Annotated in this window: 17 protein-coding genes; 10 read left to right on the forward strand and 7 right to left on the reverse strand. The window is 69.4% G+C overall.

What is annotated here, in order from left to right; translation table 11 throughout:
- Positions 1 to 22 precede the first annotated feature (22 nt).
- The 6 genes from IPI43_19920 to IPI43_19945 all read left to right on the forward strand — a co-directional run bounded on the left by IPI43_19920 (position 23) and on the right by IPI43_19945 (position 10581).
- On the forward strand, positions 23 to 490 hold the full coding sequence (locus tag IPI43_19920) for a hypothetical protein (protein MBK7776371.1): 468 nt from the start codon (positions 23 to 25) through the stop codon (positions 488 to 490).
- A 227-nt stretch (positions 491 to 717) separates the two neighbouring features.
- Entirely contained in the window at positions 718 to 3696 is a 2979-nt protein-coding gene (gene nirD, locus IPI43_19925) for a nitrite reductase small subunit NirD (GenBank protein ID MBK7776372.1), read from the forward strand.
- 3 nt (positions 3697 to 3699) lie between these two features.
- The gene (locus IPI43_19930; GenBank protein MBK7776373.1) at positions 3700 to 5442 is read left to right on the forward strand and encodes a dimethyl sulfoxide reductase anchor subunit; all 1743 of its coding nucleotides are present in this window, start codon (positions 3700 to 3702) and stop codon (positions 5440 to 5442) included.
- Complete coding sequence (locus IPI43_19935; protein MBK7776374.1) at positions 5442 to 7682, forward strand: nitrate reductase; 2241 nt, start codon at positions 5442 to 5444, stop codon at positions 7680 to 7682. The genes IPI43_19930 and IPI43_19935 overlap by 1 nt, the downstream gene beginning before the upstream one ends.
- A gap of 71 nt (positions 7683 to 7753) precedes the next feature.
- A complete protein-coding gene (locus IPI43_19940; GenBank protein MBK7776375.1) occupies positions 7754 to 9106 on the forward strand; it encodes an MFS transporter in 1353 nt (450 codons plus the stop codon).
- Entirely contained in the window at positions 9103 to 10581 is a 1479-nt protein-coding gene (locus IPI43_19945; GenBank protein MBK7776376.1) for an alginate export family protein, read from the forward strand. Before IPI43_19940 ends, IPI43_19945 begins: the two co-directional genes overlap by 4 nt.
- On the opposite strand, the gene IPI43_19950 is transcribed toward IPI43_19945, so the two are convergent.
- The 4 genes from IPI43_19950 to IPI43_19965 are packed head-to-tail and all read right to left on the reverse strand — an operon-like array spanning position 10524 to position 13380.
- On the reverse strand, positions 10524 to 11828 hold the full coding sequence (locus IPI43_19950) for a HAMP domain-containing histidine kinase (protein ID MBK7776377.1): 1305 nt from the start codon (positions 11826 to 11828) through the stop codon (positions 10524 to 10526). The two genes, IPI43_19945 and IPI43_19950, sit on opposite strands and share 58 nt — an antisense overlap.
- Positions 11825 to 12505: a response regulator transcription factor gene (locus IPI43_19955; GenBank protein ID MBK7776378.1), complete on the reverse strand. Its 681-nt coding sequence runs from the start codon at positions 12503 to 12505 to the stop codon at positions 11825 to 11827. Before IPI43_19955 ends, IPI43_19950 begins: the two co-directional genes overlap by 4 nt.
- A 16-nt stretch (positions 12506 to 12521) precedes the next feature.
- Entirely contained in the window at positions 12522 to 12863 is a 342-nt protein-coding gene (locus tag IPI43_19960; protein ID MBK7776379.1) for a hypothetical protein, read from the reverse strand.
- Positions 12864 to 12897: 34 nt separating this feature from the next.
- A complete protein-coding gene (locus IPI43_19965) occupies positions 12898 to 13380 on the reverse strand; it encodes a hypothetical protein (protein ID MBK7776380.1) in 483 nt (160 codons plus the stop codon).
- A gap of 97 nt (positions 13381 to 13477) precedes the next feature.
- On the opposite strand from IPI43_19965, the gene IPI43_19970 reads away from it, so the two are divergent.
- Positions 13478 to 13819, forward strand: a complete 342-nt coding sequence (locus IPI43_19970; GenBank protein ID MBK7776381.1) for a YkgJ family cysteine cluster protein — start codon at positions 13478 to 13480, stop codon at positions 13817 to 13819.
- A 224-nt stretch (positions 13820 to 14043) separates the two neighbouring features.
- Entirely contained in the window at positions 14044 to 15639 is a 1596-nt protein-coding gene (locus IPI43_19975) for a hypothetical protein (protein ID MBK7776382.1), read from the forward strand.
- A gap of 82 nt (positions 15640 to 15721) precedes the next feature.
- Here IPI43_19975 and IPI43_19980 read toward each other — a convergent pair whose 3' ends face one another.
- Together IPI43_19980 and IPI43_19985 are read right to left on the reverse strand one after the other, a co-directional pair.
- Positions 15722 to 16621, reverse strand: a complete 900-nt coding sequence (locus tag IPI43_19980; protein ID MBK7776383.1) for a diguanylate cyclase — start codon at positions 16619 to 16621, stop codon at positions 15722 to 15724.
- A gap of 99 nt (positions 16622 to 16720) precedes the next feature.
- Positions 16721 to 18010 (reverse strand): hypothetical protein, encoded by a 1290-nt coding sequence (locus tag IPI43_19985; protein MBK7776384.1) that lies wholly within the window; start codon positions 18008 to 18010, stop codon positions 16721 to 16723.
- Between the two features lie 48 nt (positions 18011 to 18058).
- Between IPI43_19985 and IPI43_19990 the strand changes: the two genes are divergently transcribed.
- On the forward strand, positions 18059 to 18847 hold the full coding sequence (locus IPI43_19990; GenBank protein MBK7776385.1) for an SDR family oxidoreductase: 789 nt from the start codon (positions 18059 to 18061) through the stop codon (positions 18845 to 18847).
- Here the strand turns inward: IPI43_19990 and IPI43_19995 are convergent.
- A complete protein-coding gene (locus IPI43_19995) occupies positions 18834 to 19244 on the reverse strand; it encodes a hypothetical protein (GenBank protein MBK7776386.1) in 411 nt (136 codons plus the stop codon). The genes IPI43_19990 and IPI43_19995 overlap by 14 nt on opposite strands.
- Before the next feature lie 62 nt (positions 19245 to 19306).
- Here IPI43_19995 and IPI43_20000 point away from each other — a divergent pair, with 62 nt between their 5' ends.
- Positions 19307 to 19900: a TetR/AcrR family transcriptional regulator gene (locus IPI43_20000; protein MBK7776387.1), complete on the forward strand. Its 594-nt coding sequence runs from the start codon at positions 19307 to 19309 to the stop codon at positions 19898 to 19900.
- The last annotated feature ends 11 nt before the right edge of the window (positions 19901 to 19911 follow it).

A 19911-nucleotide genomic window follows, 5' to 3' on the forward strand; every position in this document is an offset into this window, starting at 1 on the left:
GGTCCCGTACTACTCTCGCCGTGTGGGCCGCTTTTTCGTCATCCTCGCCTCCGTCATCGTCACTGGCATCGGGCTGGGCCTGGTTGGGGGCTTCCAGGAGTCGGACGTCCGCATCTTGGGCCTCGCGCCCGTGTGCACCGCTCCCGTGGTGCCCTGCTGGCTCGCCTTCGGGGGCGGCACCGGCGTGCTGGTGGTTGGCCTCGGCGGTGTCGGGGTGGTGGCGCTCACCATCTACGGCGCGGGGGTGCTGTTCGCCACCGGCCAGCTGGCCGTGGGCCTCTTGGCGATCGGGCAAGCGGGGGTAGGGGTCATCGGCTGGATCGGGCAGGTGGGGGCCGGGGCCACCGGCATCGGTCAGCTCATCTTCGGATGGCTGGTGCGTGGCCAGCTCCCCATTGGCGCAGACGGAACCGCCTTCCACGCCATGCTTTTCCGGCAGCTGAAGTCGGCGCTGGGCCCGCTGGGCACGCGCTACGACCTCTCGGCGTGAGGGCGGTTACGCGCTGGAAACAAATTCGCCCGCGTCGGGCGCAATGAAGTAGACGCGTCCACGAAACGCATCGGAAATGTTCGCTGTTTCGCTTGGATATCGCGTAGATAACTTCGTTCGCCATGGATTGACTCGTATCAAAATTCGCATAGCTTCGAGGTGTGAACAGTCATCGCGGTAATCGAAATTCATCGGAAAATTCGCATAATCTTCCGCTGTGCGCGGGAATTCGCGAGACCATTTTAGTCGTCGGAAACGGGATGGTCAGTCAGCGATTCTGCGCGAAGATGCGCGAGCTGGTGAACGTGGATCAGGCGCGGATCATCGTGATCGGTGAGGAAACGTGGCCCGCTTACGACCGCGTGCAGCTCACCAAGTACTTCGAGCTGATGAGCGCTGAGCCTCTGCTCCTGGCCACGCGCGCCTGGTACAAGCAGCACGACATCGAGCTGCGCACGGGGATCAAGGTGGCGAGCGTGGATCTCGCGGCGCGCGAGGTGGTCACCAGCGAGGGCGAGCGCTGCGTCTTCGACCGGCTGGTGCTGGCCACCGGCTCCGCGCCCTTCGTGCCGCCCGTCCCGGGCATCGAGCGCGAGGGCGTGTTCGTGTACCGGACCCTCGACGATCTGGACGCGATCCGGGCCTACGCCGACAAGGCCAAGCGCTGCGCCGTGCTGGGCGGCGGCCTGCTGGGCCTCGAGGCGGCCCGGGCGGTGCAGGAGTGCGGCGTCGAGGCGCACGTCATCGAGCTGGCGCCGCGCCTGATGCCTCGCCAGATCGACGCCATCGGCGGCCGCCTGCTGAAGCGCGCCATCGAGCGCCTGGGCGTTCAGGTGCACGTGGGCTGCGGCACGCGCGAAGTGCTGGGCGACCCGGCCGTCACCGGTCTGGCCACCAGCGAGGCCGACCTGCCGTTCGACATGGTGGTGGTGTCCGCCGGCATCCGCCCGCGCGACGAGCTGGCGCGCGCCGCCGGCATCGGAGTGGGCGAGCGCGGCGGCATCGTGGTGGACGACACGCTCGCCACCAGCGCCCCGGGCGTGTACGCCATCGGCGAGTGCGCGTTGCACCGAGGCATGATCTACGGCCTGGTGGCGCCGGGCTACGAGATGGCCGAGGCGCTGGCGCGCTCTCTCGCGGGCGAAGCAGGGGCTCGCTTCGAGGGTGCAGATCTCAGCTGCAAGCTCAAGCTCATGGGCGTGGACGTGGCCAGCTTCGGTGACGCGTTCGCGGACGAGCGGGACGACAGCGCTCAAGTGGTGGCGTTCCAAGACTTCACCGCCGGCGTCTACAAGAAGCTCATCATGGACGCGGCCGGGAAGCGCGTGCTGGGCGGCATGCTGCTGGGGGACGCCTCGGCGTTCTCCACGCTGTCGCACTACGCTCGCACCGGCGAGGCCATCCCCGGCACCCCGGAGGGCCTCCTGCTGGGCGAGCGGGGCGAAGCGGCCGGCGGAGGTGGCCTCGCGGCGCTGCCCGACGCGGCCCAGGTCTGCTCGTGCAACAACGTCAGCAAGGGCGCCATCGTGGGCGCTGTCCGCGGTGGCGCGTGCGAGCTGGCCCAGCTGAAGGCCTGCACCCGGGCGGGCACGTCTTGCGGCGGCTGCATGCCGCAGGTGGTGGACCTGCTGGACGCCGAGCTCAAGGCCATGGGCCGCAGCACGCGCAGGCGCCTGTGCGAGCACTTCGACCTCACGCGCCGCGAGATGTTCGACGTGGTCCGCGTGCGGGGCATCGACTCGTTCGAGGAGCTGCTGCGCGAGCACGGTGAGGGCGGCCAGGGCTGCGAGATCTGCAAGCCCACCGCGGCCAGCATCTTCGCCAGCCTGCAGAACGAGATGATCCTGAAGAAGCACGACGCCCTGCAGGACACCAACGACCGCTTCTTGGCCAACATCCAGCGGCGCGGGCTGTACTCGGTGGTGCCGCGCATCCTGGGCGGCGAGATCACGCCCGAGGGGCTCATCCGCCTCGGCGAGATCGCGCAGCGCTACGGGCTCTACACCAAGATCACCGGGGGTCAGCGCGTGGACATGTTCGGGGCCACCCTGAACAAGCTGCCGGACATCTGGCAGGAGCTGGTGGAGAGCGGCTTCGAGAGCGGGCACGCGTACGCCAAGGGGCTGCGCACGGTGAAGAGCTGCGTCGGGTCCACCTGGTGCCGCTACGGCATGGACGACTCGGTCGGCCTCGCCATCCGCATCGAGGAGCGCTATCGCGGCATCCGCGCGCCCCACAAGCTCAAGAGCGCCGTGAGCGGCTGCGTGCGCGAGTGCGCCGAAGCCCAGAGCAAGGACTTCGGCGTGATCTCCACCGAGACGGGCTGGAACCTCTACGTCTGCGGCAACGGCGGCGCCAAGCCGCGCCACGCCGACCTGCTGGCCACCGACCTCGATGAGGCGACGCTCATCAAGTACATCGACCGCTTCCTCATGTACTACATCTGCACCGCCGACCGCCTGACGCGGACCTCGGTGTGGGTGGAGAAGCTCGAGGGTGGCATCGACCACGTGCGGGACGTGGTGGTCAACGACAGCCTCGGCCTCGGCGCCGAGCTCGAGCAGATGGCGGCGCACTTGGTGGCGAGCTACCAGTGCGAGTGGGCCGCGGTGGTCAACGACCCCGAGCAGCGCGCCCGGTTCCGGCACTTCGCCAACAGCGACGCCGACGACGACTCGGTGTTCATGATCGAGCAGCGTGGTCAGCGCCGCGTGGCCGACTGGGACCCGCCCGCGGCGCCTCGCAAGCTGCGCTTGCCGGTGCTCTCCTTGCAAGACGCGGTGGCCGCCGCCCCCGTCGCGGTACCGGAAGACGAGCTGGTCTACTTCGGCGAGGTGGCCAGCTTCCCCGTGGAGGGTGGCATGAGCGTGAAGCACGGCGACGTGCAGCTGGCCATCTACCACTTCACGTCGCGCGGCGAGTGGTACGCCACGCAGAACATGTGCCCCCACCAGCAGGACATGGTGCTGGCGCGCGGCCTGCTGGGCGACGTCCGGGGCGAGCCCAAGGTGGTCTGCCCCATGCACAAGAAGAGCTTCTCGCTGCTCACGGGGGAGTCGCTGAGCGGCGACGAGTACCAGATCATGACGTTCCCGGTGGAGGTCCACGACGGCCGCGTGTTCGCGCGCGTGCCCGCCGCAGCCTCCCTCGCGGACCAACTCTGTGCGGGCCACACTGGGTGCGACCACGCCCACGCGGCGGAGTAGGCCATGTCCACCGGAGCCGTACGCCTACCCATCCTGGACTCCGCCGAAGCCGTGGTCCCCACCAGCAAGAAGCGGCTTCCGCTGCTGGACCAGGTGCTGGCCGCCCAACGCGACATGAGCGCCGTGGAGCGCTTTGCCCAGCTGCACGAGGACGTGAACTCTCCGCTGATGGAGCCCTACTACCGCGCGCTGCTGCCGGCCACGCCGCCGGGGCCGGGCCAGCAGTACGCCTTCGAGGTCAACCTGGACGCGTGCTCGGGCTGCAAGGCGTGCGTCACGGCCTGTCACAGCCTGAACGGCCTCGATGAAGGCGAGACCTGGCGAACGGTGGGCGTGCTGCATGGTGGGACCGTCGCCGACCCGTTCCAGAAGTCGGTCACCGGCGCCTGCCACCACTGCGCGGAGCCGGCCTGCATGAAGGGCTGCCCCGTGGGCGCCTACGAGAAGGACGCGATCACGGGCATCGTGAAGCACCTCGATGACCAGTGCATCGGCTGCCAGTACTGCATCTTCACGTGCCCCTACGAGGTGCCCAAATACAACGCCAAGAAGGGCATCGTGCGCAAGTGCGACATGTGCTCGGACCGCCTGGCCGAGGGCGAGGCCCCCGCGTGCGTGCAGGCCTGTCCTTCACAGGCCATCTCCATCAAGGTGGTGGACACGCAGGCGGCCCGCGATGCGGCGCGTGACGAGCAGTTCTTGCCCGGTGCGCCGGATCCCGGCATCACCATCCCAACCACCCGCTACGTGACCAACCGCACCATGCCGGGGAACACGCTGCCGGCCGACTTCCACGCCGTGCGGCCGGCGCACATCCACAAGCCCCTGGTGTGGATGCTGGTGCTCACGCAGCTCTCGGTGGGCGCCTTCTTCGTGGGCGAGGTCTTCGAGCGTGTGCTGAGCGCCGAGGCGCTCGCCGTGGTGCGTCCGTGGCACGGGCTGGTGGCGCTCGTGCTGGGCCTCCTCGCGCTCGGTGCGAGCACGGCACACCTCGGGCGGCCGCAGTACGCCTTTCGTGCGGTGCTGGGGATTCGTACCTCGTGGTTGAGCCGGGAGGTGCTGGCCTTCGGTGCCTTCGCCGGCGCGGCGGTCACCTATGGCGCGGCGCTCTTCCAGGCCGACCACCCCAGCGTGATCCCCGGGCTGCCGCAGCTCACGGGCTGGGCGCAGGCGTCGCTCCCGGTGCTGTCGCCGCTCGTGGCGCTCACTGGCGCACTCGGTGTCTTCTGCTCGGTGATGCTGTACCAGTCGACCCGACGTCGGTATTGGAACGGCCCTGCCACCAGCTTCAAGTTCGCGCTCACCAGCGTGATGCTGGGGCTGGCGTTCAGCACCGCAGCGGCAGCCATCGTGCTGGCGCTGACCCATGCCGACCCGCTGCCCCTGCTCGAGCCTTGGCTCGACTTCGCGTGGCCCATGCTGGCGGCCGCCACGGTGCTCAAGCTGGCAGGTGAGCTGGCGGTCATTCGGCACCTCCGCGCTGCCGGAGCCGGTGATCTCAAGCGCAGCGCGCGGCTCCTGGTGGGCGAGCTCGGCTCGTTGCTCGGGCTCCGCACGGGGCTCGCGTTGCTCGGCGGGGTCATCTTGCCGGCGGCCTTCTTCGGTGCGTCGGGTGACGTGCCTTTCGTGGCCCAGCTGACGGTGGCGCTGCTCAGTGCAGCGCTCCTGCTGGCGGGTGAATTGTTGGAGCGGGTGCTCTTCTTCGCGGCCATGAGTGCGCCGCGCATGCCGGGAGTGGTGGGCTGATGGCCAAAGTGAAACCAACGGTCATTCAGCGGGCCAAGCGCCTGCTGCGAGACGACGGCGGAGTCTTGACGCGGGAGCTCATGCGCTCGCCGGGAGGCTTCGGACTGGGGCAGGTGCCCACGCGGCTGAAGCCGGACGCGACCACGACCATGGTCTGCGGCTTCTGCTCCACGGGCTGCGGGCTGGACGTGCACATGCGGGACGGCGAGGCCATCAGCCTCACGCCTTCGGTGCTGTACCCCGTGAACCTGGGGATGGCGTGCCCGAAGGGGTGGGAGTCGCTGGCGCCGCTGCGCGCCCCGGACCGCGCCCGCTCTCCCATGCTCCGCATGTCGCGTGGCTCGCGTCTCACCCCCGTGGGCTGGGGCGAGGCGCTCACCACGTTCACCGAGCGCTTCAAGGCCATTCAGGCGAAGCACGGTCCGGCATCGGTTGCATTCCTGGGCACCGGGCAGATCCCCATGGAGGAGCTGGCCTTCCTGGGTGCGCTCGCCAAGTTCGGCATGGGCATGCGGCACGGCGACGGCAACACGCGCCAGTGCATGGCCACGGCGGTGGTGGCGTACAAGGAGTGCTTCGGCTTCGACGCGCCGCCCTACACCTATGGGGACCTCGAGGACAGCGACGTGCTGCTCTTCGTGGGCGCGAACCCGTGCATCGCGCACCCCATCTTGTGGGAGCGCGTGTGCCGCAACCCGCACGACCCCACGGTGGTGGTGGTGGACCCGCGGCGCACCGAGACCGCCGAGCAGGCGTCGCTGCATCTGCCCATCGCCCCGAAGAGCGACCTCGAGTTCTTCTACGCCGTGGCGCACGTGCTCATCCGCGAAGGCTGGATCGACGACGAGTTCGTGACCGCGCACACGGACGACTTCGAGGGCTTCGCGGCCCACGTGCTCCAGTACTCGCCCGAGCGCGTGGCGCCGCGCGCGGGGGTGACCGTGGCCCAGATCGAGGAGCTGGCGCGCGTCATCCACCGTGGGAAGCGCGTGTCCATCTGGTGGACCATGGGCGTGAACCAGAGCCACGAGGGCGTGCGCGTGGCGCAGGCGCTGATCGCGCTCTGCCTGCTCACCGGCAACATCGGGCGGCCGGGCACGGGGCCCAACTCCATCACCGGGCAGTGCAACGCCATGGGGTCGCGGCTCTTCAGCAACACCACCAACCTGCTGGGGGGGCACCGTTTCGACGACCCTGCGGACCGCGAGAAGGTCGCCAACATCCTGAAGATCGACCCGGCCGTCATCCCCCAGGACGCCGGTCTGGCCTACGACCAGATCCTCGAGGCCATCCTGAAGGGCGAGATCAAGGGCCTGTGGGTGGTGGCCACCAACCCGGCGCACTCCTGGATCAACCAAGCCGACGCCCGCGACGTGCTGGGGCGCCTCGACTTCCTGGTGGTGCAGGACATGTACGACTCGAGCGAGACGGCTGATCTTGCCGATTTGATCCTGCCCGCGGGTGGCTGGGGCGAGAAGGAGGGCTGCTTCATCAACTCCGAGCGCCGCATCAGTGTCATCAAGCAGGTTGCGCGTGCTCCCGGGACGGCTCTAAGCGACTTCCGCATCTTTCAGCTGATCGCGGAGTCTTGGGGCTGTGGTGAAATGTTTCGAGATTGGGACTCACCTGAGTCCGTGTTTCATATCCTAAAGGATCTCACCCGCGGCATGCCGTGCGACATCACCGGCATCGAGGGGTACCAGCAGATCGACGACATGCGCGGCATCCAGTGGCCGCTGCCGGAGGGGCGCACCCCGCAGCGCCTCGAGCAGCGCAGGTTGTTCGAAGACCGGCGCTTCCACACGCCCAGCGGTCGCGCCAAATTCGTGTACGAGGCCACGCGTCCGCTCCCCGAAGCGGTGGACGCATTCTTTCGTTTCACCCTATTAACAGGGCGCGGAAGCTCTGCGCAGTGGCACACCCAGACGCGCACCGGCAAGAGCCCTGTGCTGAACACGCTCTCGCCCGAGGACCAGTACGTGGAGCTGTCGCCGCCCGACGCGGCCGACCTCGGCGTGACCCCCAACAGCTGGGTGCGGGTGTCGTCGCGTCGTGGTTCGTTGATCGCGCGGGCCTACGTCACGCACATCGTGAAGCCCGGTCAGGTGTTCATTCCGATGCACTACGTTGAAACAAACAAGCTCACGTTTCCATCGTTTGACCCGTACTCACGGCAGCCGTCGTACAAGCACTGTGCGGTTCACATCGAGAAGCTCGCGAATCACGAATATAGGCGTTGATGTTTCCTGTGTTTCGAGAGTATTTACCTGTTTGAAAATGGTTTGAAACAATGCGGTGGTAGACCCCACCCATGTTTGACGAACAAGGTAAGTTGACAGGAATAGACCTCTTCTCTTTGAAGACGGTTCAGATGAGGACCTTCCACCTCACGTGGTTCGCGTTCTTTCTGTGTTTCTTTGGTTGGTTCAGTCACGCCCCGCTGATGGCGGCCACCATCGGCCCCGATCTGCAGCTCACGCGTGACCAGATCCTCACGTCGTTCATCGCCTCGGTGGGCGTGACCGTCTTCGCGCGGCTCATCGTCGGTTCGCTGTGCGACGGCCTCGGGCCCCGCAAGTCCTACGTGGTGCTGCTGACCTTCGGTGCGCTCGCCGTGGCAGGCTCGGCCCTGGCGTACGACTACACCTCGTACTTCATCTCCCGCCTTGCCATTGGTGTGATCGGCGCCTCCTTCGTCATCACGCAATACCACACGTCGGTCATGTTCTCGTCGAACGTGGTGGGCGTCGCCAACGCCACCACCGCCGGCTGGGGCAACCTCGGTGGCGGTGTCACCCAGGCCGTCATGCCCATGATCGCGGGCGCCATGGCGGCCATGGGCTTTGCCAGCTCCGAGCTCTCCCGCTGGCGTCCCGCCATGATGGTGCCTGCCGTTCTGATGCTGGTGGTGGCGTGGCTCTACTGGAAGTACACCACCGACTGTCCGCAAGGAAACTACGAGGATCTACCCGACCAGCGGCCACAGAAGCGAGCCGGTGAGTCCGGTCTCTTCATCTCGGCCGCCAGGGACCATCGCGTCTGGCTGTTGTTCCTCATCTATGGCGGTTGCTTCGGGATGGAGCTCTTCGTCAACGGACGGGCTGCGACCTACTATCAGGAGCGCTTTGAGATGAGCGAGTACACGGCGGGGCTCATCGCGTCGCTCTTCGGCTTGATGAACATCTTTGCGCGTTCTCTCGGCGGCTGGCTGGGGGACCGCTTCGCCGCTTCGGGTGGGCTCACCGGCCGTGTGCGAGCGCTCGTGCTCGTCATGGTGTGCGAGGGACTGATGCTGGTCGTCTTCTCGCGGATGGGGACCATCGGGCTCGCCGTCGGGGCCATGGTGGTGTTTTCGCTCTTCGTGCAGATGGCCGAAGGGGCCACGTACTCCGTGGTGCCGTTCATCAACAAGCGCTCCTTGGGCGCGGTGTCCGGCATCGTGGGTGCCGGCGGCAACGTGGGAGCGGTGGTGTACGCCCAGTTCCTGTTGCAGAGCGGCGCGCCGCTCGAGGACTGCTTCCTCTACTACGGGGTCGCCGTGGCCGTCATCGGGCTGCTCGGCTTCGGCGTTCGGTTCAGCGAGGAGGCCGAGGCATCTGCCCGGCAAGAGTACGAGACCAACTCGGGAGTTGCCGTGATCGACACGGCGGGAGTGCCAGCATGACCAAGACACGACGCGCAGCGGACCTGACCTGGGGGACCGCCCCCGCCCTTGCCACCCTGACCTGGCTTCTCGCGTCCCCGCTGGCGGCTCAGACTGACCAGCTCGCGGAGACCTCGCCCACCCCCGTGGCGCCGCCGGATGGCTCGGCGACGCTCGTCGCGCCCCCCGAGCCGGTGCCCCCGCCTCCCCCCGAGGTGGCCGTGGTGCCGCCTCCGCCCCCGGTCGCGCCTCCACCGCCGCCTGCCACGTCGTTCTCTCTGCGCCCAACGGCCTCGATCTTCGTTCGGCCCGAGATACGGCAGGGCTTCGAGGACCTGGGACCCCTTCCGCCGCTCGTGGCCACGATCGCGAACGACTTGGTCCGCTACCGGTTTCGCTTCGGTCTGACCCTGGAGCCCATCGACCTCGGTCGGGTCACGGTCAGCGCTCGCATGGCGCCGCAGGCCGCGGGCCTCGGGTGGGCCAGCGGCGGCACGCTCACCGACGTGGCGCTCGATCTACACGAAGGCGTGTTGCTCTTGAACACCGAGCGGCTCGCGTTCGAGATTGGCCGCTTCGAGATGGCCTATGGCGAAGAGATGATCATCGGTCCGGTCGGTTGGCACCACATCGGCCGAGCCTTCGACGGTATCCGCATGCGTGCGAAGGTGGGAACCGGCGCGGCCTACGTGGACGTGTTCGCAACGCAGCTCATCGAGAACCTCGACACCAACTTCGCGGCGGGCGACGTGCTCTTCTTCGGTGCCTACGCGGGCCTTGGACCCCTGCTGAAGGAAGGGCTCGATCTGGATGTCTACGCCCTCGAGCTGCTGACGGCGGAGGACCCGACCCCTCCGGCCACCACGCCGCCCGCACCGCCGGCGCCCGACAATTTGCCGCGTCTCAGCACCACGACCCTCGGTTCCCGCGTGCGATACCGCGCCGAGAGCTGGGACGTGCGCGCCGAGGCAGGCGTTCAGCTGCAAACCAGCTCCGCCGCCGGAGCGGACCTGAAGCTGGCCTATCACGCCGACGCGGAAGTCGGAATTCGCTTCGGAACGCGCTTCCGCCTCAGTGCCCATGCGCTGTTCGCGAGCGGCGCGAACGGAGACAACGTGGCGGGCTGGAATCAGCTGTTCCCCACCGCGCACGCGTTCTTGGGCCTCAGCGACATCATGGGCGCTCGTACCAACGTGGTGTCCGGTGTGTTTCACGCATGGGGTCAGCTCGCGGAGGGGCTGACGGGCAACATCGACGTGCACGTCTTCGCGCGGCCGGAAGGCGCCACCTCGGGCTACAGCGGCCTCGAGACCGACGTGGGACTGGGCTGGACCATCGGTCGTGGGCTCGTGCTTCGTGGCGTCTACGCTCTGTTCGTGCCTTCGGATGAAGCGTACGCGACGTCCACGCCGGCGCACTTCGCCGAGCTGGAGCTGCGCTACACGTTGACGCCGCCGCCGCCGCCTCCTCCCGCGGCTCCTGCCCCGGCCAGGTAGAGCATGAGCTCGCCGTCCTCGCCCACGCGGAGCTCGCCTCCGTGGGCGAGGGCGATGCGCGCCACCAGCGTGAGCCCGAGCCCCAGCGACCCTGCGCTGTCCGCCGCGTCCCGCGCGTACGGCTGCGTCAGCCGCGCCAGGTCCTCCGGTCGTAGCCCGGCGCCAGCATCCCGCAGCACGAAGCGCACCGCCGGACCGTCGGACTCGACGCGCAGCGACACCAGCCCTCCGCCGTGCTCGCGCGCGTTTCGCAAGAGGTTGGCGAGCGCCCGCGCAAGCAGCGTCGGGTCGGCATCCACGTGCAGCGCGCCCTCCGCCACCAGCTTGCTCTCGGCTTCTCCCGCGCGAGCCAGCGCGCTGCGGGCGGCGTCCACGGCGTCCACCGTGCGCCGCTCGGGGCCCAGCGTGTCTAGCTTCGACCCGGCCAGCAGCTGCGCCACCAGGTCGTCGATCTCCAGCACTTCGTCTTCCAGCTGCCGCGTCAGCTTCTCGCTGAGCCCTGCGTCGGCGGCGTGGTCCACCAACAGGCGCAAGTGGCCGAGCGGCGTGCGGATCTCGTGCGACACGCTCGCGAGCAGCATCTTCTGGTCGGCCAGCGTGGACTCCACGCGTGCCGCCATCTCGTTCACGGCGCGCGCCAGATGCTGCACCTCGGCCGGCGCGCGCGGGTGCACGTGGACTCGCGCGTCGAGCGCCCCGTGGCCAATCTCGGAAGCCACCTTCGCGGTCTCCACCAGCGGCCGCGCCAAGCGCCGCGCGATCACGCCCGAGGACCACCAGAGGCCCACCACGAACGCCGCGAACAGCGCGAGCGCCTGACGGAAGAAGTGCGGGCGGCGCGGCATGCACAGCGTCGCGTGACCGAGCGTGCGTCCGTCAGTCACGATCGCGGTCGGGCGCGCGCGCCGCGAGCAGTCCTGCCCACGCCGCAGTCGCTCGTGGCCGGCGAGGTCGTGCACCTGCACCGAGAGCCCGAAGCGTCCGTGCAGCTCGTCGGCCAGCTGGGCGAGCGCCGCGTCATCGCCCCAGCGTTCGGCGAAGCGCAGCGCCACGAAGCCCTCGGCCGCATGGAAGTCGGGGCCGTGGTCGTCCGGGCGCAGCACGAAGGCCACCGCTCCGGCCAGCAGCGACGCCCCCAGCATGGCCGCACCGAACGACAGGAACAGCCGCCGCTGCAGCGAGCCCGGGCGCCCACGGTGGCCATGCCAGTGGCGTCGGTGCCGCCCACGTCCCTGCGGCGCCGTCATGATGGGGTCGCCAGCAGGTAGCCCACGCCGCGCACCGTGCGGATGCGCTCGGGGCGCCGTGGGTCGTCGCCCAGCTTGCGGCGCAGGTGCGAGATGTGAACGTCCACGGTGCGCTCGCCCACCACCTCGTCTCGCCCGGCCAGCGACAACAGCGTCTCGCGCGGCACCACGCGCCCGGCGCGGCGCAGCAGGGCCAAGAGCAGGTCGAATTCGAGCCCGGTGACGTCGATGGCCGCGCCGTCCAGGCTGACCTGTCGACGCGGCACGTCCATGACCAGGCCGCCGGCCGACAGCCGCTCGTCCATCAGGCCCGGCCGCACGCGTCGCAGCACCGCGCGCAGCCGCGCCAGAAGCTCACGTGCGCTGAAGGGCTTCGCCACGTAGTCGTCGGCGCCCAGCTCGAGGCCCACCACGCGGTCGGCTTCGTCGCCGCGCGCGGTCAGCATCACCACGGGCACGCTGTTGTCCTGCCGGATGCGCTTCAGCACGGTCAGGCCGTCCATACCGGGCATCATCACGTCCAACAGCACCAGGTCGTGCCCCCCTTCGGCCAGCCGCGCGAGCCCCGAAGGACCGTCCGCCGCGTGCTCGACGACCACCTCGTGCTTTCCGAGGTACTCGCCGAGCAGCTCGAAGAGCCTTCGGTCATCGTCGATGAGCAGCACACGCAGCGTCATGAGGGCAGCATACGTCTCACTCGCCGGGAGTGGGCGCGCTCGGAGGCGTGGGCATCGCCGGCATGGGCATGGCCACGGGGTAGGGCACGAAGATGGGCTGAGGGCCATGCTGCGGCCCGTGCATCGGCCCCGCGTGGTGATCGCCGCGCGGGCCGCGCGGCCCGCGACCGTCGTGGCCGTCGTGGCCGTCGTAACCATCACGGTCATCGACGTTTCGGGCGGCCCGGACGCACGTCTCGGCGACGCGGTCCATCATGTGCTCGCGGTGGTGCCGCCCCCCGTGGTGCAGGCGGGCGAGGCCACCGCCGATGCCGAACACGGCACCTGCGGCGAGGACGAGAGAGAGGAAGATTCGCATGGTGGGTTCCTGGTGACTTGGGTGACGTGGGGGGTTAGCGATAGGGACCGAAGGGGACGCCACGACCGCTGGCCATCAGGTCGGCCAGCCGCGCGCGTTGGACGGGGTCCAGCACCGCGTGCACGCGCTCGAGGGCACGCTTCACGGCTCCCTGCACCCCCTCGAGGGCGTCGCGCTGAGCGGTGAAGACCACGTCCACGCGCTCCTGGTGGAGGCTGTCGTCGCGCAGGGCCTCGGCCAGGTCACGGCGCTGGCCGCCCAGCGTGTGCTTCATGCCCTCGAGCTCGCCGCGCAGCTCGTCGAACACGCTGCGGATCTCGGTGGCCTGTTCGGGTGTGGCCCGCACGGCGCGCAGCACGCGGTCCAGCTTGTGGCGCAGGAAGCGCTGGCCGGCCCGGAAGCGGCCTCCCGAGTGGTGGTGGTCGTGGCCATTGCAGCCGTGGTGGCCCGCGAAGTGATGACGGTTCAGGTGGAAGAGCCCCGCCAAGCAGGCGAGGCCGAAGAGGATGGAGAGCATGGTCAGTGATTCCTTTCAGAGCTGACCTTGGTGGCCCCGTGTGAAGCGCCTGTGTTCTCCCGTGTGAAGAAGTGTGAAGCCCGCGCTACCCTGCCGCGTGACCCACCCCCCCGACGGCGACCCGCCCGACTGCCTCGTCTGTGGCGCGTGCTGCTTCTCGCAGCTGCCGGAGTACGTCCCCGTCCGAGGGGACGACTACGAGCGCCTCGGCGACTTGGCCGAAGCGATCACCACCTGGCACGGCGTGCGCTGCTTCATGAGCATGCGCGACGGCCACTGCGCCGCCTTGGTGCTCGAGCCGCACAGCGGACGCTTCGTCTGCAGCGCGTACGAGGTGCGCCCCGAGACCTGCCGGGACCTCCGGCGGGGGTCGCCCGAGTGCGCGGGTGAGCGGCACCAGAAACAAGTGCGTGCGCGTCGGGCGTTGCGCGTGGTCTGACCTAGGTCGCTGCGAAGCCCTCATACGAAAAAAAACATTGGCCGATAGCGCCAACTTCGAAGAACATGAGTCGTGCCGTCTGGGGAACGTATCCCCATACAGGGACGGCGCGGACACCGAGGATATTGAGGATGCTTAAAAAAGCGCGCGTCTTGGCTCTCTTGATGGTTTGGCCGCTGGCATTGGGTGCCGCCGGATGCGACTGCGACAACAGTGGTGGCCCGATGGACGGCGACGTGGACACCGGCCAACCGCCCGTCTGCTGCGTGAACGGCGCGGGCGTCGAGGTGTGCATCGAGGTGCCCTTCTGTGGCTCGCCCTTCCTGTGCGACGGGGACAACTTCCAGGAGCCCACCACGGAGAACGACTGCCAGTTCATCGCGCCGCTCGATCCCGGTCAGCTCGCCACGCACCTCGATATTGCGGCCACGGCTGAGGGCACCGTCCTGTTGGCGGCCTACAGCCCGGGTCGCGCTCCCACGCCCCGCTACGGCGACCTCTTGGTCGGCACCGTGGCGAATGGCGCGGTGACGTGGTCCATCGTGGACGGCGTCCCGGCCGGCGCGCCCGTGGCCCAGAACGGCATCCTCCCGGACGCCGATGGCTGGCGCGGTGGTGTGAGCGCCGCTGGCGACCACGTGGGTGAGTGGAACGCCATCGCGTTCGCGCCCAGCGGAGCGGTCGCCGTCAGCTACTACGACCGCACCAACGGTGCCCTCAAGTACGCCACCAGCAGCGACGATGGCGCCACGTGGTCCATCCAGACGGTCTACGATCAAGACGACTCCGGGCAGTTCACCTCGCTCGCGTTCCTCGCTGACGGGCGTCCCGCGATCTCGTTCCTGACGCTGACCCCCACCGAAGACGTGGCGGTCGCTCCGACCAGCTCCGTGCAGGTGGCCATCGGGAACAGCGCCACGCCCGCTGCGGCCACGGATTGGGTCGTGACCAGCATTGGCGCGGCAACCACCATCGGCTGCAACGAGGACCTCTGCGGTGGCGGCCTGGTCTGCCGCGCGGATGGCGCATGCGCCGCCGAGTCGGCCGCTCCCGACACGGACTGCTCGTTCATGGACGCCGAGGGCATGAACCAGATGGGGTGCGACACCGGCACGTCCTGCGTCAGCGACGCCACCGGCGGGAACTTCACCTGCCAGGCGCTCTCCACGGGCACCCCCATCGAAGACGTGCCCGTCGTCAACGGCCTCTACACCTCGCTGCGCAGCACCAGCACCGGCCTCGCGCTGGTCTGGCACGACCGCGTGCGGCGCACCCTGCGCGGCAGCGCCTACGACGCGGCGGTCGGCACCTGGCGCGCGCCCTTCGCCATCGACGGCTTCGACGCGGTCGGGACGGGCGACGCGGGCTACAACGCCGACCTGTTCGTGAACGCCACGGGCGACTGGTACGTGGCCTACGTCGACGGCGTCACCGAGGAGCTTCGCCTCGCGGTGATCACCGGCGCCACCATCGGCAACGCGAACCCCACGCTCACCCGCGAGCTGGTGGACGACGGCGTGCGCGGCACCAGCGCGCCGCACATCGTGGGCGCCGATGCCGATGTGGCCGTGTTGAGCACCGGCGAGGTGCGCATCGTCTATCAGGACGCCACCAGCGTCGAGGCGCTCGTCGCCACGCGGCCCGCGGCATCCATGACCTGGACGCTCCAGGGCGGCGACCTCGGCGCCCCGATCGACAGCGAAGACTCCACGGGCTTCTGGACCTGTCAGGCGCTCGCAGGTGACACCTCGCACATCGCGACCTGGTCGGTGGACAACGCCGCGGGCACCAACGTGACCCGCGTGTTCACCATCCCCTGAGCCATGATCTAGGCGCCCCGGCGCCCAACTCGCAACGCGCGACGGTGACGAGCCGGCGCGCGTTCGCGTTTCTGGGCCCTGCCTATCTCTGAGGGGGCCGCGAGCTGCGCTGATGCCCCGTAGGGCGCCGCCGTTGCTTGTCTTCGTACATGCGCCGGTCCGCGACTCGCATGGCCAGGGCGATGCCGCCGCGGGCCTCCGTGAGCGCCGCGCCCACCGAGAACTCGAGGCGCCTCCCGCGGTGCACCTCGTTGTGGCGCTCTTGCTCCTCGCGCAGCAGCGCGACCTTCGCATCCAACACCGCGGCATCCGCGTGGGGCACCAGCATGGCGAACTCGTCGCCGCCCAGGCGAGCGGGCACGTCGTCCGGCGCCGCCGTGGCCCGCAGCACCACCGCGGCGCGCTTGATGAACTGGTCGCCTGCTTCGTGGCCCAGGGTGTCGTTCACGCCCTTCAGGTCATCGAGGTCGATGATGAGCACGCCCACGGCCTGCTTGCTCGCCTCGAGGCTCGGCCGAACGGACTCGACGTAGGCTCGGTTGAAGAGCCCCGTGAGGGCATCGTGTGTCCCGGCGTGGCGCAGCTCCGCCTCCGTCGCTCGCCGGCGCGTGGCGTCGCGCACGATGGCGATGGTGAGCTTGCCGATGGATGTCTCGACGGGGCTCAGGCTGATCTCCACGGGCACCGTGTCGCCGCTCTTGCGGACCGCGTCGAGCGTGGCGAGGTCGCCCATGGTGCGTGTCCGCCCCGACTGCTCGTAGCGCGCCCGCTTGCTGCCGTGGTCGTGCCGGTGCTCCTGGGGCACCAGGGACTCCACGGGCATGCCGATCAGCTCGGCGCGGTCGTACCCGAACACGCGCTCCGCCATGCGGTTGGCGAGGGCGATGGTACCGCCGGGGCGAATGACCAGGATGGCGTCGGGCGCGGCCTCGAGGAGACCGAGCGCGAGCACTATGGCGTCTTCTGCGCCTTGAAGCTCCATCATATCTCCTCCGGGGCGGTGGTCTCGAGGTTGGGCGCCCGCAAGATGGCCACCGATTCCCCGAGGGCAAGGGGCGGCGCCCAAAGAGCCGAGAAGAGCCTAGAACGTGGTGGGCGCGTGGCCCTGCGTGTGCGCCACCGACTCCGCGTTGCGCACCAGCAGCGCCTCGCGCGCAGCGATTGCGTGCGCCGGGGGAACCAACAGCTCGGCGGGCACCAACGGCAGATACGGCAGGAGCGTTCGCAGGCGGGCTGCCCGCACGTGGTGCGGGATGCTCGCGCGCGAGAGCGCCGCGCTCAACGGAGCGAGCGCGTAGACACGTTGCTCCTCCCACACCGCGACCAGCGGGCCCAGCTTCTCGCGCGCGCGGTACTCGTCGCGAGCATCGAGGAAGAGGGCGGCCACGCACGCCGCGGTGGGGGCCGTGGCCGCGAGGGGCAGGAAGGCCCAAGCCTCGACCAGCTTTGTGCCCAGCGTCAGGGTCAGGGTGAAGATCATGGAGTGACGCAGCGCGGCCTGGAAGCGCTCCCCCACCGCCGTGGCGTCCACGTCGGGCACCATGCGGGCCACCAGCGCCGGGCGGCAGAAGAGGTGTGAGAACGCCAGCGTGAAGACCGCGACCAGCAGCACGGAAGCCGCGATCGCGGGCGGCGACCCGGGGTAGAGCTCGCCCAGCCCTTCGAGCGGCAGGTACTGCGTCACCGCGTTCGGAGTGAACGGCAGCATGAGCAGGCTGCCCGCGACCACCATGGGGGTGAGCCCCGAGAGCGGCGCGCGCAGCGCGAGCTCGGGATGGAGCTCGTGCGGCCTGCGCATCTCCATCAAGGCGGCCGCGACCACGACCAAGCCGCCGAACGCTGCCAGCGCGAACATGGTCCCTCGTGGTGACCCGTCGACCGCGGGCTCCGAGGCCCACAGCCACGTCAGGAGCAGCGCGTAGCCGTTCACCAGCCCCATGCGCCCCACCATGCCCGCGAGGAACACGAGCGCGAGCGTCCAGCCCACGTTCATGGCCAGCAACCCGAGCAGTGGCGCGGTGACGTTCATCAGGCTCCCGGTGAGCGCGAGCGCGATGCGCAGCAGCTCCCACGCCATGAAGACCCCGGCGAGGATCCACGCCTTGCGCGTCAGCTGCGCCCGCGCGACAGGCCCGGAGATGCGCAACGGACGCCACTTGGGCACCACTGCGGCGAGCAGCTCGACGAGCACGAACGCGGCGACCACCGGCGTGAGACCCACGGAGAACGGCGTGGTCAGCAGGTCTCCGTACACGTCGTATGGCGTGTTGGCCGCGAACACCAGCCACACCAGGAACGGAGCGCCGAGCGTGATGGCAACGCGTCCTGCGGGCGGCGTCTCGAGGGGCTCGGTCCTTCTGCGTCTCGGCATCGCGATGCGCCGAGCATACCCCGCGCGAACGCTGCTATCGTGCCCCGCATGCAACTTCGTGATCGCGTGGCGTGGGTGACGGGGGCCTCTTCGGGCATCGGTGAGGCGCTGGTGCCGGCGCTCCTCGCGCGTGGCGCCAAGGTCGTGGTGAGCGCGCGCCGCAAAGACAAGCTGGATGCGCTGGTGGCGCAGCACGGCCGCGAGCGGGTGGCCGCGGTGCCGGTGGACCTCACGCAGCTCGCAGACTTGCCAGACGCCGTGCGGCGCGCCGAGGCGGCCTTCGGGCAAGTGGACGCGTTGATCAACAACGCGGGACGCAGCCAGCGCGCCGCCGCGCTCGAGACCAGCATGGAGGATGTGCGCGAGCTCATGGACCTCAACTTCATGGCGCCGGTCACCCTCACGCGCGCGCTCGCGCCCGGCATGGTGGCGCGCGGCGTGGGGCACGTGTCGGTGGTCAGCAGCGTGGCCGGCTACCTCAGCACGCCGCATCGCTCCACCTACTCGGCCAGCAAGTTCGCGGTGCGCGGCTACTTCGACTCGCTGCGCGCCGAGCTGCACGGCACGGGGGTGGAGGTGGCCGTCATCTGCCCGGGCTACGTGCGCACCGAGATCACGCGCGCGGCGCTCGGCGAGGGCGGCGCACTGCACGGCAAGACGTCGGAGGCCATCGAGGCGGGGCTCTCCCCGGAGCGCGTGGCCAAGGCCATCGTGGCGGCCATCGAGTCGGGTCGCGCCGAGCTGGTCATCGGCGGGAAGGAGACGGCAGGCGTCTACCTCGCGCGCTTCGCTCCGGGCCTGGTGCGCAGGCTGGCCCCACGCCTCAAGCCCGACTGAGCGCCTGCTGCTCCGCGCGGAAGCGGCGCTCGGCCTCTTGGAGCTCGCGGGTGGGGTAGCCCACCTCGTACGCCGCCATGTCCACGGTGTGCAGCGCCAACTCCGGATCCGAGCTTGCCAGCGCGGCCGCCCGAGTCAGCGAAGCCAGGGCTGACCAGTGCCACGGTCCAGGGTCGTCACGTGGAAACCCGGGCCCGCACTCGTTGGATGCGTCCGCGTAGCGCGAGAGGCTGGCCGCGTCTTCGAGCGCGGCGGCCGCCAGCACCGGGAGCTCGGGCGAGCCCGCGTGGTGGGCATCGATCACCGCCCACATGGGCACGAGCGCCTCGCGCGGGAAGCGTGCGGCCAGGCGCTCCACCGAGGCGAGCACCAGGGCAGCGGGGGTGGGGTGGCTCATGCGCGAAAATATACCACGCACGGCCTTGATCCTTTTGCGAACGGTCGTGCTATTTCTTCTTCGTGTCCAAAGGCGAGACCACCCGACAGGCCATCCTCCTCCGCGCCACGCAGCTGGCCAGCGTGCACGGGCTCGACGGCATCAGCATCGGCGGCCTGGCCGACGCGATGGCCATGTCCAAGAGCGGCGTGTTCGCACACTTCCGGTCGAAGGAGGCGCTGGACGTGGCGGTGCTCGAGTACGTGCGCGACCGCTTCCTCACGGACACGCTCATGCCGTCGTTCAAGGCCAAGCGCGGCGTCGCGCGCCTGCGTGCCCTGCGCGACCGCATGGTGGACTGGATGAACGCCGAGTGGCTCCCAGGTGGCTGCCCCATGCTTCCAGCAGGCTTCGAGCTGGACGACAAGCCGGGCCCCGCGCGGGACATCGTGGTCGCCGCGCAGCGCGACCTGCTCTCGGCCATTGCCCAGGCCGCCCGCATCGCCGTGGACGAGGGCGAGCTTCATCCCAAGCTGGACACGGAGCAGTTCGCCTTCGAGGTGCACGGCGCCATCCTCGCCAGCCACCAAGCCATGCGGCTCCGCCAGGACCCGCGCGCTGCGGAGCGCTTCCGTCGCGCCATCGACCGCGTCATCGACGACGCGCGCATCCATTGAGCGGGTCCACC

Source organism: Sandaracinaceae bacterium, from assembly GCA_016706685.1.
Taxonomy (GTDB): Bacteria; Myxococcota_A; Polyangia; order Polyangiales; family Houyiibacteriaceae; genus JADJJE01.

What these genes read in the sequence shown, in the direction of transcription:
- IPI43_19955 (MBK7776378.1), bottom strand. Translation starts at nt 12,505, where the DNA reads ATGACGCTGCGTGTGCTGCTCATCGACGATGACCGAAGGCTCTTCGAG.
- IPI43_19950 (MBK7776377.1), bottom strand. Translation starts at nt 11,828, where the DNA reads ATGACGGCGCCGCAGGGACGTGGGCGGCACCGACGCCACTGGCATGGC.
- IPI43_19960 (MBK7776379.1), bottom strand. Translation starts at nt 12,863, where the DNA reads ATGCGAATCTTCCTCTCTCTCGTCCTCGCCGCAGGTGCCGTGTTCGGC.
- IPI43_19975 (MBK7776382.1), top strand. Translation starts at nt 14,044, where the DNA reads ATGGACGGCGACGTGGACACCGGCCAACCGCCCGTCTGCTGCGTGAAC.
- IPI43_19930 (MBK7776373.1), top strand. Translation starts at nt 3,700, where the DNA reads ATGTCCACCGGAGCCGTACGCCTACCCATCCTGGACTCCGCCGAAGCC.
- IPI43_19935 (MBK7776374.1), top strand. Translation starts at nt 5,442, where the DNA reads ATGGCCAAAGTGAAACCAACGGTCATTCAGCGGGCCAAGCGCCTGCTG.
- IPI43_19980 (MBK7776383.1), bottom strand. Translation starts at nt 16,621, where the DNA reads ATGGAGCTTCAAGGCGCAGAAGACGCCATAGTGCTCGCGCTCGGTCTC.
- IPI43_19945 (MBK7776376.1), top strand. Translation starts at nt 9,103, where the DNA reads ATGACCAAGACACGACGCGCAGCGGACCTGACCTGGGGGACCGCCCCC.
- IPI43_19985 (MBK7776384.1), bottom strand. Translation starts at nt 18,010, where the DNA reads ATGCCGAGACGCAGAAGGACCGAGCCCCTCGAGACGCCGCCCGCAGGA.
- IPI43_19990 (MBK7776385.1), top strand. Translation starts at nt 18,059, where the DNA reads ATGCAACTTCGTGATCGCGTGGCGTGGGTGACGGGGGCCTCTTCGGGC.
- IPI43_19995 (MBK7776386.1), bottom strand. Translation starts at nt 19,244, where the DNA reads ATGAGCCACCCCACCCCCGCTGCCCTGGTGCTCGCCTCGGTGGAGCGC.
- IPI43_19965 (MBK7776380.1), bottom strand. Translation starts at nt 13,380, where the DNA reads ATGCTCTCCATCCTCTTCGGCCTCGCCTGCTTGGCGGGGCTCTTCCAC.
- IPI43_19940 (MBK7776375.1), top strand. Translation starts at nt 7,754, where the DNA reads ATGTTTGACGAACAAGGTAAGTTGACAGGAATAGACCTCTTCTCTTTG.